The organism is Paenibacillus sp. J22FR5 (genome assembly GCF_059691975.1).
Genome location: NZ_JCAUAN010000010.1, coordinates 43254 through 56916 on the forward strand (window position 1 = coordinate 43254; position 13663 = coordinate 56916).

A 13663-nucleotide genomic window follows, 5' to 3' on the forward strand; every position below is an offset into this window, starting at 1 on the left:
TGGGTTAGAGCTTGATTGCGTGAGGAGCTGCGGCGGCAGCTCCTTTTTTTTGAGCGAAATAACGGATCCTCGTTCCGTTTGAATGACGCAATGTTGTGTAGAATATCGTGAAAACAAATATATTTTAAAAAGACTTGATAGAAATTGCCCATTGCCTGTGTCTCTAAAACTGAGTACCACAAAATCCAGCTAAATTTTAATTGTCTGTATTGGCACAATTGGCGGTGAAGCTGCTTCACGCCCCCCTCACGCGAATGGGGTGATTCCCAGCGATATCGTGTATAATCAAGGGAGAATCACATTCTAGCGAGGAATGGGTGAAAAGTATGGTGGGGAAAGCGGTACTTCGGCAGATGGGCAGCTCGTCATTGGCCTTATCACCACTTGGCCTTGGCTGTTGGCAATTCAGCAACGGTCAGGGAATGGTGGGCAAGTTTTGGCCTGTGCTGAAGAAGGAAGATGTGCGCAGCATTGTTCAGACCAGTCTCAAGGGCGGGATTAATTGGTTTGATACAGCAGAGGTTTACGGAAAAGGCCAATCGGAGCAAATGCTAGCCGAAGCGCTGCGCGAAGCGGGTCCATTAGCCGAAGACGCGCACATTGCAACGAAGTGGTGGCCTCTATTGCGCACGGCGAGCAGCATCACGAGCACCATCGATGAGCGCATCCACTTGCTGGAAAACCGGACGATTGAGCTGCATCAGGTGCATCAGCCTTTTTCATTTTCGTCCGTTCGGGATGAAATGAACGCGATGGCGGAGCTGGTGAAAACGGGCAAAATCAAGAACGTGGGAGTCAGCAACTTTTCGGCGGACAAAATGAGAGAAGCCGACCGCGTCCTGCGTGAACATGGACTTCGCCTCATTTCCAACCAAGTGAAATATAGCTTGTTGGATCGCCGCATCGAGCATAACGGTATCATGGACGCAGCGAGGGAGCTAGGTGTCGCGATCATCGCGTATTCACCGCTGGAGCAAGGGATCTTAAGCGGTAAGTTTCACAAGAATCCGGCGCTCGTGAAGGCGATCAAAGGACCGCGCAAATTCACATCGGCCTTCCGAAATGCGGGACTGCAGAAGTCGAAGCCGCTGATCGATAAGCTGGATGAGCTTGCTTGCATATATGATGCATCGCCAACGCAGATTGCGTTGAACTGGTTGATCCATGCGCATGGGGAGACGGTTTTTGCCATCCCAGGCGCATCAAAGACGCATCATGCAGAGGAAAATGTGAAGGCCATGCAATTCACACTGACCGAGGGGGAATTGAAACAAATCAGCGATGTATCTAATCAGGTACTGAACAAATAAAGAGGAAGCCTCCAATCGTGATTGGGGGCTTTTTAGCGATACATGTAAATCTATTCTATTAATCTATCAATACACTATTTTCTGGTATATAATACTACGTATTACCTATTAGTTGTATACATTTTACAGGGGGCTGAACATGAAGTTTTTTATCCGAAAAGGAGTAGTTTCAATTTTGGCTGCGGTATGGATTGCTGCCGCAGTGGTTCCAATCAACGCTCAGGCTAGCAGTGAGGCAGTCGCCTATGCGGACGTACCGACAGATTATTATGCGAGTCAAGAAATCGCCCTGCTTAAGCAGCAAGGTATTATCGATGCGAAAGAGGATGGTGACTTTCATCCGGATGACGCCGTAACTCGTGGAGATGCTGCAGTATGGCTTAGTAAATCACTAAAGCTGAACAAACCGAAATCGCTGAATGCATTTACAGACGTATCAGAAACGAGTCCCTATGCGGAGGCTGTCAATGCGTTAAAGGAACTGAACATCGTGCAGGGTAATGAAGGTATGTACCAGCCAGATTCCCCACTTACGCGTGAACAGATGGCGAGTTTGCTTGTCCGTGCTTTTCAGCTCAAAGATAACGGCATCCAGGCATGGCTCAAGGATGAAGCAACCATCGGTAAAGCGCATCACGATGATGTCATCAAGCTGAAGCAGCATTTTATTACCGAGCAAGTGTCGTTTATGCCTCAGGATCAGGTGACACGTGCACAGCTTGTTTTATTTTTATATCGGACCATTTCCCAAAAGGATGAAACTACGCAAGGCCCTGTTTCATTGGATGACTTTTTGAAGATGCCCGATAAGGCTAATCTGCGGCTATCGCCTGACTCCAAAACATTGGCCTTTTTGCAACCATGGGAAAACCGAATGAACCTCTTCATCCAGAAGGTTGGAGAAACGCAAAGTACGCGAATTACGAGTTCTAAGGATGAGAACATTGATCGCATATATTGGATTACAGATAAGGTGATCATCTATATGCTCGATAGCGGTGGTACGGAAAATACGCATATTCGGGTTGTGAATGTCGATGGATCGGATGATCGCGACTTGACGCCGTATACGAATGTAAAGGCCTCTCTACTCGATGTTCTGCCTGCGAAGAATGAGAGCGACATTGAGCTGTTAGTTACTATGAATAAGCGGGATCCGAAAGCGATGGATGTCTACCGGGTTAATTTGAGCACAGGAGAAACATTCATGCACGTGCAGAATCCCGGGAACGTTGATTATTGGCTGGCAGACAATTGGGGGAGAGTTCGGGCAGGAATCGCCAGAGACGGCGAAAAGACCAGTCTGATCTATCGGGAAGACGGGAGCAAAGCTTTTGACAAAATTGCCACGTTCGACGCGAAAGACTCCTTTATTCCGGTTATGTTCACGTTCGATAATAAACAACTCTACGTAGCTTCAAACGTTGGGCGTGATAAACAGGCCTTAGTAAAATATGATCCGATCACTAAGAAAGAGACAGAAGTTATCTATGTGAATGACGATGTCGATATCGATAATTTCATTGTCTCATACAAAAAGAAATCGATTCTGGCTGTATCCTATGAGACGGATGAGAAGCAAATGCATTATTTGGACAATGAGTTCGAAAAGTTGTCGCGCAAAATCGAAGATAAGCTGCAAACCCGTCATTGGGGTCTCATCGGATCACCGGACAAGGACGTATTGCTCTTATATACGGAAAGTGATAAAGCGTATGGCAGCTATTATTTATACGATCGCGTAGGGGACAAGCTCGACAAACTTGCAGACATCCAGCCTAAATTCGATGAGAAGAAGATGGCGGATATGCAGCCCATTTCTTTTAAAAGCAGAGATGGGTTAACCATTCACGGGTACTTGACGCTTCCTAAAGGTGTTGCTGCAACCAAACTGCCCGTTGTCGTTAATCCGCATGGAGGGCCGTGGTCCCGCGATTCCTGGGGCTATAATATGGAAGTCCAGCTATTGGCTAGCCAAGGGTATGCCGTATTGCAGCTGAATTTCCGCGGTTCAACAGGCTATGGCAAAGCATTCGAGCACGCTGGAGATAAGCAATGGGGCCTAGCGATGCAAAACGATATTACCGACGGTGTGAACTGGTTGATTGGGCGAGGCACTGCTGACCCTGAGCGTGTGGCGATCTTTGGAGCCTCCTATGGCGGATATGCGACGCTTGCGGGCATGACGTTCACGCCTGATTTGTACGCAGCGGGTGTGGATTATGTAGGGCCGTCCAGCCTCCTTACCTTCATGAGTACCATGCCTCCATATTGGGAAATCGATCGTCCGCGGATGTATCAACAGGTCGGCGACCCCGTCAAAGATAAGAAGTTGCTTGAAACCGTATCACCTTTGCTCCATATCGACCAAATCAAATCGCCGCTCATGATTGCTCAAGGTGCGAATGACCCCCGGGTTAATAAAGCGGAATCGGATCAAATGGTCGCAGCGTTGCATAAGCAAGATGTAGACGTTGCTTACATGCTCAAGATGAATGAGGGACATGGCTTTCAGAAGCTGGAAAACGAACGCGATTTCTATCAGGCACTTATCCATTTTCTTAATAAGCATGTGAAGAACAAGAAGAAAGCAGCATAGGTTCGAAAGGAAGGGCTTTCCCGAAGGGGAGCTTGGAGTGAGATAACGTTCATGCAGAAAAAACCTTCAAAACCACTGAAGTGGGGTTGAAGGTTTTTTTCTAGGCAATGTCAAAGGCAACTGGTACTACGTTACCGCTCTTCCATGCTCAACCTTCCGATACTCCTTCGGTACGATGCCTTTACTCTCGCGGAATATCCGCGAGAAGGTTTTATACGAGCCGTAGCCAACCTCCAGTGCGATCTCCGTGACACTCATGTCGGTGGAGACCAGCAAGCTGCAGGCATGACGCAGGCGGAGATCGTGCAGGAAATGAACGAAGGTTTGGCCCGTCGTTTGCTTAATCACTTCACTGATGCGTGAGACACTCATCGTGAAGCGAGATGCAAGATCGGACAAGGCAAGATCCTCTTGATAGTTTCGATGGATATAATGAATGATCGGCCACACGGCTTGGCTGGCTTTCGATGAGGTTTTGGCCATGATCACAGTCTCCTCCTGACCAGCATGCTGGAAACGACGTCGATCAAATCGGATCAGAATCTCTTTCAATTTGGCCTTCAGCAGGGTTTGTCTGTAACGCTCCTCCCCCCGATACTCGCCATACATATCTTCGATAAGCGCATTCATTTGAAGCTGTTCTGCCCCTTCGAACTGCACATAAGCAGGTAAATCATTCGCGTCATTAAATAAATCAGACAGTCCCTGATCATTCCCTGGCTCCATGAGCAAATCCATACTGAACATGCCGTTATAGAGTACTAGTTTTTGACCTGGATCCGTAAAAATCTCATGCACCTGATAAGGCAACACGAAGGTAAATGTGCCTGGTGCCATCACATGCTTTACATCATTTATCGTTTCAGCGCCTAATCCTTCCACCACATAGGAAAACTCTAGGAAATCATGGCGATGTGCTCGAAAGCCACGCTCCAATGTATTTCTGCTGAGGTGAAAAGGAAACGGAGAGTGCATGTTGGGATACGTTTTCAAATAATCTGGAAAATACGTCATGGTCATTCAGGGCTCCTTCGAAAAAATGGGACGTTTTCCGAATATACGGTACGACTTCTAAGTGATCTTATTTTATCATAAAAGCAGGGTCAACAGCGTGTACTTATGAGGAGGAACGCAATCGTGGGAAGCGTTAACAAAATTAGAATCGGCATGATTGGTGCAGGAAATATTGGCGGGGTACATATGAAGGAGTTTTCGAAGCTGGGTGACCTCTGTGAAATTACAGCGATTACAGATGCCTACTTGCCTTTAGCTGAAGCGAAAGCGCAAGAACACGGGATTGCCCATGTGGCAGCGACCCCAGAGGAGCTTATTCAAAGCACGAATGTCGACGCTGTCATTATCGGCGTACCCAATCAATACCATGCTGGACTTGCTGTTCAAGCGATTGAAGCTGGTAAACATGTGCTAATCGAGAAGCCAATGGGCATTAATGCGGCAGCGGCTAAACAAATATATGAAGCGAGTAAGAAGTCGAACACGATCGTGATGATCGGTCACCAAATGCGCTGGGAGTCTGTACCTATGCAAATCAAGGAGCAGGTCGAAGCCGGTGAGCTAGGCAAAATTTACACAGCCAAAACAGGCTGGTTTCGCCGTAAAGGTATTCCTGGTTGGGGAACTTGGTTCACCAAAATGGATGAGTCGGGTGGCGGTCCGTTGATTGATATCGGCGTTCATATGTTGGATCTTGCTCTCTATTTGATGGGGAATCCGAAGCCTATATCTGTTGTTGGTGCAACGTATGCGGAATTCGGTCCTCGCCGCAAAGGGATCGGAACATGGGGGAAACCGAACTGGAACGGTACCTATGATGTTGAGGATTTGGCTACGGCTCTCATTCGCATGGAGGATGGCAGCACGCTGACGCTCGAAGTGAGCTGGGCCGTGCACATGGATACGGACAACACGCCTTTCGTGCACCTCATGGGCTCGGATGGCGGAGCTAGCTACAAAGGGGCTGCGGGTAAATTGTTGACGGAGAAGTTCAACCGTGCAATCGAAACTGAGCTGAGCAAGCCTGAAAACGACGAAGGCGAGCGCCAACGGCTTAGTGCACATTTCCTAGCATGCATTCGTGAAGGCAAACAGCCGATCACATCGGCACTTTCTGGCTACACGAACAACTTGATTCTAGATGCAATTTATGAGTCTTCACGTACGGGTAACGAGGTTAAGCTGAACTGGAATTAGTCGCGATATAGCGGGATAGTCAGGATAGAGCAAAATCAAGAAGTTTAGAGCAGGCAACCATTTGGAGGGATATCCGATGCTTAGAGGGTTAACAAGAGCAGGGCTTGGCAACATAGAGAGCAACGAGCAATTCATAGAGTTAGCGGCAAAATATGGCTTCCAAGCGGTCGATCTCGACGCTTTGAGCCTTGTAGAAGCTCACACCCTTGATGGTGCTCGTGAGTTATTGAAGAAGAATGGACTCGTTGTCGGGTCCATTGGGTTGCCCGTGGAATGGCGGACCACGGAAGAGGCGTTCCGCGAGGGCTTGCCGAAGCTGGCGCAGGCCGCGGAAGCGGCTGCAGCGCTCGGCTGTACGAGCTGCTGCACGTATGTGCTGCCCTCCACGGACTTGGGGGCAGCGCACTTCATGGCGCTCGCGACGCGCAGATTGCGCACGTGCGCCCAAATCCTAGGCGCCTACGGCATCCGCCTAGGGCTGGAGTTCGTCGGTCCGCACCATTTGCGGACACGGTGGAAGCATCCGTTCATCTGGACCATCGATGAAACATTGGATTGGATCGATGCGATCGGCGAGCCGGGCGTGGGCTTGCTGTTCGATTCGTACCACTGGTACACGAATGGCGGGACCGTCGCCGATATCGAGAAGCTCCACGCCCGGCAAATCGTGCATGTGCACATTAACGACGCGCCGGACGTGCCGGTGGCGGAAGTTTTGGATAACGGACGCGTGTATCCAGGTGAAGGCGTCATTGATCTGGCTGGCTTCCTGCAAGGCCTGCAGCGTATTGGCTACACCGGAGCTGTGGCGCAGGAGATCCTGACAGCGGAAGCGCCGACGGACTCGCCGGAGAGTCTGGTGGAGCGGTCTAAGGCTGGCTTCGACAAGGTCTATGCCGCGGCGGGGATCAAGTAGTGTTTGAGGAGCGAATTCTAGTGGGGATTCGCTCTTTTTTTCGGTTTTCATTGGCGAGGGTGGATGGGGAAGCTGCCCGGCAGGTTAGTAATTCTGTGATCATGTGCAAGTGAGAGACGTAAGCATCGCCTTCGACAAAAATTCCTACAATTCGTCCCTAAAGTGTGACAAACTTCTCACGGAAACTCGGGTACGATTTTAAAAAAGCGAAAAGGAGATAAGATCATGCAAATTAAGAATAAACAGGACATCAGCTTGATTTTGGACAACTTTTCTAACTTCGCAGAGTGGGACGCAGCAGGGAAGAAGCTTTACCTCGTATTTGGCGATAAAAAACGTGGAGGTCAATGGACCTTAATGAACTATGAAGACGAACGCTTTAGTGTGCATGGCGTGGGGAAAGATTATGAGGATGCGGCCGAGTTGTTTTTCGAGGAGCGTAACCAGTTGCTCTCCTTCTTGTGGGACAACCGTGCTGCTCTGAAAGCAGCGGTTGAAGCTAGTCAGGTCGTTTCCGCCTAGGAACCGACAAATGCTTCTTTACCGAAGGACAAGCCTGCTCAAGGCTTGCCCGGTAGAACAACAGCCTGCGAAACCACCAACTACAATGTTGGTGGCTTCGCAGGCTGTTTGCTTTGTCTTGTTAGCAGCCCGCCCTCGGCTAACTGGCTTGTGCCCTTCGCTCGTAGAGCCGAACCGCCTACGAACCAGGCAAGCCCTCTTTCTGCTTATCCCGATACTGGCCGGGCGTGAGCCCTTCTTGCTTACGGAAGGAGCGGATGAAATTCTGCGAGTTGTTGTAGCGCAGCTTCGAGGAGATATCCTTGATCGGCATATCGGTCTCGGAGAGCCATTTTTTCGCCATGTTGAAGCGGTAGTTCGATAAGTAATCGCTGAAGGAGCAGTTCGTTTCTTTGCGGAAAATGCTGCTCAAATAATTCGCATTGTAATGCAAACGAGAAGCGCATTCCTCAAGCGTCAGGTCGGTATCGTAATAATGCTGCACGAGATCGATAATTTTCTCGGAAATGTTGTGGTACTGGGCATCTTGTCTGTCGCGGTAGATACGGATCAGCGGATGGATGACTTCGGTCCAGAACCAGTCCTCGATTTCGGCGGTCGTATGCAGGCCCAGCACTTCTTCGAACAGGGAGCCTTTGTTAGGATGGATCTGATTCAAGGCGATGCCTGACTCCTGCATCATCATCAGCAGGTTGTTGAGCAGCCGTGCTAGCGGGATCTGGTACTCCTGCGGGGAGAGCGGTGCGGCGAAGACTGCTTGCAGCAACTGCTTCAGCAGCTCGCGGGATTTGTCCTTTTCAGCAAGCTTGATGCTGTCGATCAAATCGTTCTCCAAAGGCTTCGGATAGTTCAAATTCAAGTAATGCTTACCGGAGTTAATATTCTCATACTGGATAATGATGCCTTCTCCGAGCTTGATCCGATGCTTCAGCGCCTCAAGGCCTTCCTTATAGGCTAGTGCCATCTGGGTGAACGCATGAATCGGCAAGGAAATTCCGATGGAGATGTGCAGCTTCAAGAAGTTGTATATATGCTGCTGCACCTGCTCTGTCAGACCGTACACCATCGTGCGGAAGTCACTATCAACCATATCCGCGCTGCCGATTAAAGTAACGATTGTTTGATCAATCAGAATCGGCGCTAGTCGCTGCTCCGAAGGGATGAGCTCCTCCAGCATGTTATGCACGGCAAAAAGCAGCAGCTCCATATCCTTTTTCTCATAACGGGTATGGTCGATGGCATCGATTTGAATGGTAATAACGGACATCGTTTTCCAAGAAGCAATATGTTCGGTGTAGCCGAATTGCGCTAGCTTTTCCAAGAGCTCAGCAGGCTTAATATGCCCCTGAAAAGCCTTGATCAGGAAGAAGGTCCGCACCTGACCGATGTGCTGGTGAACTTCTTTTTCGAGCTGCGATTTCGATTGGAATAAGGTATGCACGTGCTCGCTGATCATCTGAAACTCATTGGCTTTGCGCTTCTGATTTACCGTCACAAGGCCTCCGATTTGGTTCAGGAGGAGTTGGATGGGTGAGTACATTTTGCGTGAGCCTAGCCAAGCTAGAAACATGGAAATAAGCAGCATGAGTACACAGATGTAGATGGTATAGGTACTGATTTTGCTGGATTCCTTCGTCAAACTGTCGATGGAGGTTAAGGATAAATACGTCCAGTTATTCAGGTTGGATCGCAGGAATGTGACGGAATAGGGCTTATCGTGAATGCTGGCACGGAACTGTCCGCTAGCTGCATCAAGCGGTTTGAGGTTGGTCAGACCAGTTGCTGTGATCGATTGGCCGATTAGCCCAGGATCCCGATTCATCATAATCCGTCCCTGTTCATCGATGATAACAATGTCATCGGGGTGCTCGGAGTCGCTTTGAATCATATCCTGCAAGGAGCAAGCGGGAATATTGGCCAAGGCCATGCCATATTTGTCCAGGCCGGTGGTCGGCAATTTTTTGATCAGCGAAATACTGTAATCGCAGGTCACACTTCGCGCATTTTCTTCGGTATAGAACCACTCGGAGGGACTGAGGGTCCACGTACTGTTATCCTGCGTGTTCATCAGGGAGATCAATTTATCGGCATACGGATAGTTGTCAAAACGGTAGAGGCCTGAATTTTTAATCATCCAGTTCATTTTCGCATTGATCAAGAGAACATCTTCCAGTCTCGTATCAAAAGATTGCATATATCGAATCTCACTGCGCAAGTCGTCGTACATCATGAAATCGGTTACAGTGAGCGGCATTTCCAGCGCTTTTTTGAGAACGGTGGAGTTGATGACTTGATTAAGTGTATGGTTGACAGTCGTTAATTTCTGCTCTACATTGGAATTGATTTGGGTGATTAACTGCATTTTACCTTCGCTTACATTTTTTTGGATTTCACTAGAGGAGGTCACGAAGGCGAAAGCACCGATAAAGATGACAGGCAGCGTACTGAGCACGAAGCTGAATATCGTCATTTTGCTAAGAAAACTTAAAGAGCGCATCGCATCCAACACCCTATCTATTCGAAGAATCATTCGTCAGACTATCTATGTATTGTAGACAAGAGTACGGTTCAATTCAATAATCATCTGCAATTGGGATAATCATTATCTCATATTTGCCGCCAAAAACACTGCTGTTGCAAGGAGGAATTAGCATGGGAAGTGGTTTATATGGCCGCAGGTTCACATGGATGGGACGGCTGATGATGGGGCTGGTCATGCTTGCGTTGTTGAGTGCTTGTCAGAGCGACAACACGCCCAAAGCAGCGGACGACAAAGGGGCCCGACCTGTGATTTCTATTATGGCACCGCTCCATTTTCCGCATCCGCCGATCCCTGAGCTTGTTCAAGAAATTGAGAATCGGACACAAACGAAGTTGGAGTTGAACTGGGTCCCGGACGGCATTTATACGGATAAAATGAATACAGCCCTCACGACGAACTCGTTAAAGAAAGCTACTTATGTAAAATATACGGACTATATGCTGATGAAAAATTCGATTCGTTCCGGCGCATTTTGGGATATTGGACCTTACTTGTCGGCGTATCCGAATTTGAAACAGTTGAATAAAGAGATTTTGGGACAGGCGGCTGTTGATGGCAAAATCTATGGCTTATACACCGAGCGTCCGTCCTCTCGGCAGGGGATTATTATTCGGGAGGATTGGCTGAATAAGCTGAAGCTGAAGAAGCCAACGAATTTAAATGAGCTCTACGATGTGCTAAAAGCGTTCACTTACGGAGATCCCGATGGTGACGGCAAAGACGATACGATCGGGCTGACGGATCGTAATGATTTGGTGTTCGGTTCGTTCAAGACGATCAGCTCCTATTTCGGAGCACCGAATAATTGGGCCGTTTCAGCCGGTAAATTCGTGCCAGAGTTCGAAACGCAAGCGTACGTGGATGCGATGAATTTCATGAAGAAGCTGTATGACGAGAAGTTGATTAATTCGGATTTTGCCGTGACGAGTAAAGATGTGCAGCGGGATAAGTTGATTCGCGGTACGGCCGGGGTATACATAGGGAGTATGCAGGATGTGCAGCGTCTCTCGGATGAGGCGCAGCTGGTGAATCCAGAGGCAAGGCTTACGCTTGTTAATCATATTGAAGGGCCGCAGGGGTTTCATATTTGGTCCATTCCGAATTATAGTGCCCTCTATCTTTTCTCTAAAAAGGCGATCCGAACCGAGGCGGAACTCAAGCAGATGCTGCAGTTTTTTGATCGGACGATGGATAAGGATGTCGCCAATCTCATGAAGTATGGCTTGGAGGGACGGCATTATACGGCCAAAAATGGGCAGATCCAGCTCTCCGAAGAGACGTCGAAGATTCGTGTCAATGAGGTCAACGCGCTGTATGCGCTAATGATCGCTGATTTGAACAATCCGAACGTGATTCCCGTTGTAGAGAGTGAATCATTGTCTCAGCTGGCGGATACGCTTAGTTTGGATAATGAGAAATATGTCGTCAAGGATCCGACATTAGGTATTGAATCGAAGACCTACGATGAGCGCGGCGTCGAATTGTATAAAATTGTTTCCGACGCGACGTACAATTATATACTCGGCAAGCTGGATAAGGCTGCTTTTCAGCAGGAGATTGAGCGTTGGCGGCGCGGCGGCGGTAATCAGATGATCACGGAGTATAATGAGGGGTATGGAAAGAAGTGAAGCAGTGAAGCAGTTATAGTTTCCATGGCATCAACCTTCTTTCCGGAGGGTGCCACAAACAAGTTGAGATTGTACCAACTAACGAGTCTACCATTTGGTAGGCTTTTTCTTTTTGTTATTTTGTGCTTAATGGCACGGCTACGGCCACAAATCCCTCCCCCAATAATCATCTCCCCCACCGATAATCATCATCTCACATCTCGCTCACATCCCGCGCCAGACGGGGGTTATATGAGTAAATGATTGTTTCGGTACCTATCTTATACCGTGTAATGTGTGTGTTGTAGCACACCACATTTTCGCGGAGGTCAAACCGATATGAAGAGAAAATTAGTTACGATTCCACTTAGCGTTCTACTCGTTTCCAGCTTTGCGCTAGCGGCATGCGGAGATAAAGATACGCCTGCATCGTCATCAGGCACGCCAACATCGACAACGGCAGCAACACCGAAAGCGACAGATAACACACCGACACCGATTACGATCATGGCACCACTCAATACGGCACAAACACCACCAGATACCATTATTAAAGAACTTGAGAAGCTGACGAACACGAAGTTGACGTACCAGTTCTTCCCGGCCGACACGTATGAAGAGAAGCTGAATACGACGTTCGCAACGGGCGCGCTGCCACAAGCAACATATTTGAAAAACCAAGCGACGTTCATTCAAATGAAATCAGCGATCCGTGACGGACAGTTCTGGGAGATCGGGCCTCTATTGAAGGACTTCCCGAACCTCAGCAAGCTGAAATCCACAACGAATGACAATACGAAAGTGGATGGCAAATTGTACTCCTTGTACCGCGGTGTAGACATTGCACGTCAAGGTCTAATCTATCGTAAGGATTGGGCAGATAAGCTAGGCTTGAAGGCTCCTGCAAATCTAGATGAATTATTCGCTATGGCGAAAGCGTTCACAGAAAACGACCCTGACGGTAATGGCAAAAAAGACACCATCGGTCTTACGGACCGTAACGATCTAATCTACGGCGCGTTCAAAACCGTTGCTGCTTGGCAGGGCACACCAAATAACTGGGGCGTTAAGGATGGCAAGCTAGCACCGGAATTCATGTTCCCGCAATATGCAGCGACGATGGATTATTTCAAAAAAATGCGTGATGGCGGTTATATGAACAAAGATTTCGCAGCAACAAGTAAAACCGATCAGCAAAAGCTGTTCACCAGCGGGACAGCAGGGATGTACATCGGTGCGATGACCGATGTTTCGACGCTGAACAAGGACTTGGTCAAAAACGTACCAACGGCAGTGGTTGATGTTCACAGTATGGTTGCTGGACCTGACGGCAAATTCGCAGCATGGGCATTACCTGGATATGCAAACGTAGTTCTGTTCCCGAAATCTGCGAATAAAACGGAAGCTGATCTTCGTAAAGTATTAGCTTACTTCGACAAAATGATGACACCAGAAGTAGCCAACATGGCAAACTGGGGCATTAAAGATGTGAACTACAGCGTAATAGATAACAAAGCGAAGAAGCTGGATGAAGAAAAATGGACACGTGAAGTGAAACCGTTCACAGATGCAGCGATCGGTGATGAAGATACATCCGGCAGATTCTTGGGCATTCCGACAATCCCTGCACAAGGAAAAGCAGACGAGTTGAAAATCGCGAACTTGAAGTTCGCTGTTCAAGATCCTGTAGTTGCGCTTGATTCCAAAACAAACCTTGAAAAAGGTGTGCAACTACAAGCGGTCATCGTGGATGCAACGAATAAATACATTTACGGCACGCTGGATAAAGCCGGCTTTGATAAAGCAATTGATGATTGGAAAAGTCGTGGCGGCAGCAAAATCATCGAAGAATACAACGCAGTTTACAAGAAGTAATTCAGCGATAATGCGTTTGACAAGTCAAGGCGAGAGGGCTGCTAGCACCGCGGCAGTCTTCTCCTTTTAAGGAAAGGAAGA

General features: G+C 48.3%; 9 protein-coding genes. 7 read left to right on the forward strand and 2 right to left on the reverse strand.

Going from position 1 to position 13663, the window contains the following annotated elements:
* The first annotated feature begins 326 nt into the window (after positions 1-326).
* Positions 327-1310: an aldo/keto reductase gene (locus AC58P7_RS15295; RefSeq protein ID WP_497344447.1), complete on the forward strand. Its 984-nt coding sequence runs from the start codon at positions 327-329 to the stop codon at positions 1308-1310.
* A 139-nt stretch (positions 1311-1449) separates the two neighbouring features.
* Complete coding sequence (locus AC58P7_RS15300) at positions 1450-3909, forward strand: S9 family peptidase (protein ID WP_497344209.1); 2460 nt, start codon at positions 1450-1452, stop codon at positions 3907-3909.
* A 126-nt stretch (positions 3910-4035) separates the two neighbouring features.
* Here the strand turns inward: AC58P7_RS15300 and AC58P7_RS15305 are convergent, their stop codons facing one another.
* Entirely contained in the window at positions 4036-4923 is an 888-nt protein-coding gene (locus AC58P7_RS15305) for a helix-turn-helix domain-containing protein (RefSeq protein WP_497344211.1), read from the reverse strand.
* Positions 4924-5046: 123 nt separating this feature from the next.
* Here AC58P7_RS15305 and AC58P7_RS15310 point away from each other — a divergent pair, with 123 nt between their 5' ends.
* The 3 genes from AC58P7_RS15310 to AC58P7_RS15320 all read left to right on the forward strand — a co-directional run bounded on the left by AC58P7_RS15310 (position 5047) and on the right by AC58P7_RS15320 (position 7558).
* Positions 5047-6120, forward strand: a complete 1074-nt coding sequence (locus AC58P7_RS15310; protein ID WP_497344213.1) for a Gfo/Idh/MocA family protein — start codon at positions 5047-5049, stop codon at positions 6118-6120.
* Positions 6121-6196: 76 nt separating this feature from the next.
* A complete protein-coding gene (locus AC58P7_RS15315; RefSeq protein WP_497344215.1) occupies positions 6197-7036 on the forward strand; it encodes a sugar phosphate isomerase/epimerase family protein in 840 nt (279 codons plus the stop codon).
* Between the two features lie 225 nt (positions 7037-7261).
* Positions 7262-7558, forward strand: a complete 297-nt coding sequence (locus AC58P7_RS15320) for a hypothetical protein (protein ID WP_497344217.1) — start codon at positions 7262-7264, stop codon at positions 7556-7558.
* Between the two features lie 178 nt (positions 7559-7736).
* Here AC58P7_RS15320 and AC58P7_RS15325 read toward each other — a convergent pair whose 3' ends face one another.
* Entirely contained in the window at positions 7737-10088 is a 2352-nt protein-coding gene (locus tag AC58P7_RS15325) for a helix-turn-helix domain-containing protein (protein ID WP_497344219.1), read from the reverse strand.
* 122 nt (positions 10089-10210) lie between these two features.
* Here AC58P7_RS15325 and AC58P7_RS15330 point away from each other — a divergent pair, with 122 nt between their 5' ends.
* Together AC58P7_RS15330 and AC58P7_RS15335 are read left to right on the forward strand one after the other, a co-directional pair.
* The gene (locus AC58P7_RS15330) at positions 10211-11728 is read left to right on the forward strand and encodes an extracellular solute-binding protein (protein ID WP_497344221.1); all 1518 of its coding nucleotides are present in this window, start codon (positions 10211-10213) and stop codon (positions 11726-11728) included.
* 318 nt (positions 11729-12046) lie between these two features.
* Positions 12047-13582 carry an extracellular solute-binding protein gene (locus AC58P7_RS15335; protein WP_497344223.1) on the forward strand — a complete coding sequence of 512 codons (1536 nt, stop codon included), beginning with the start codon at positions 12047-12049 and terminating at the stop codon, positions 13580-13582.
* Positions 13583-13663: the final 81 nt, after the last annotated feature.

What these genes read in the sequence shown, in the direction of transcription:
- AC58P7_RS15295 (WP_497344447.1), top strand. Translation starts at nt 327, where the DNA reads ATGGTGGGGAAAGCGGTACTTCGGCAGATGGGCAGCTCGTCATTGGCC.
- AC58P7_RS15300 (WP_497344209.1), top strand. Translation starts at nt 1,450, where the DNA reads ATGAAGTTTTTTATCCGAAAAGGAGTAGTTTCAATTTTGGCTGCGGTA.
- AC58P7_RS15305 (WP_497344211.1), bottom strand. Translation starts at nt 4,923, where the DNA reads ATGACGTATTTTCCAGATTATTTGAAAACGTATCCCAACATGCACTCT.
- AC58P7_RS15315 (WP_497344215.1), top strand. Translation starts at nt 6,197, where the DNA reads ATGCTTAGAGGGTTAACAAGAGCAGGGCTTGGCAACATAGAGAGCAAC.
- AC58P7_RS15320 (WP_497344217.1), top strand. Translation starts at nt 7,262, where the DNA reads ATGCAAATTAAGAATAAACAGGACATCAGCTTGATTTTGGACAACTTT.
- AC58P7_RS15325 (WP_497344219.1), bottom strand. Translation starts at nt 10,088, where the DNA reads ATGATTCTTCGAATAGATAGGGTGTTGGATGCGATGCGCTCTTTAAGT.
- AC58P7_RS15330 (WP_497344221.1), top strand. Translation starts at nt 10,211, where the DNA reads ATGGGAAGTGGTTTATATGGCCGCAGGTTCACATGGATGGGACGGCTG.
- AC58P7_RS15335 (WP_497344223.1), top strand. Translation starts at nt 12,047, where the DNA reads ATGAAGAGAAAATTAGTTACGATTCCACTTAGCGTTCTACTCGTTTCC.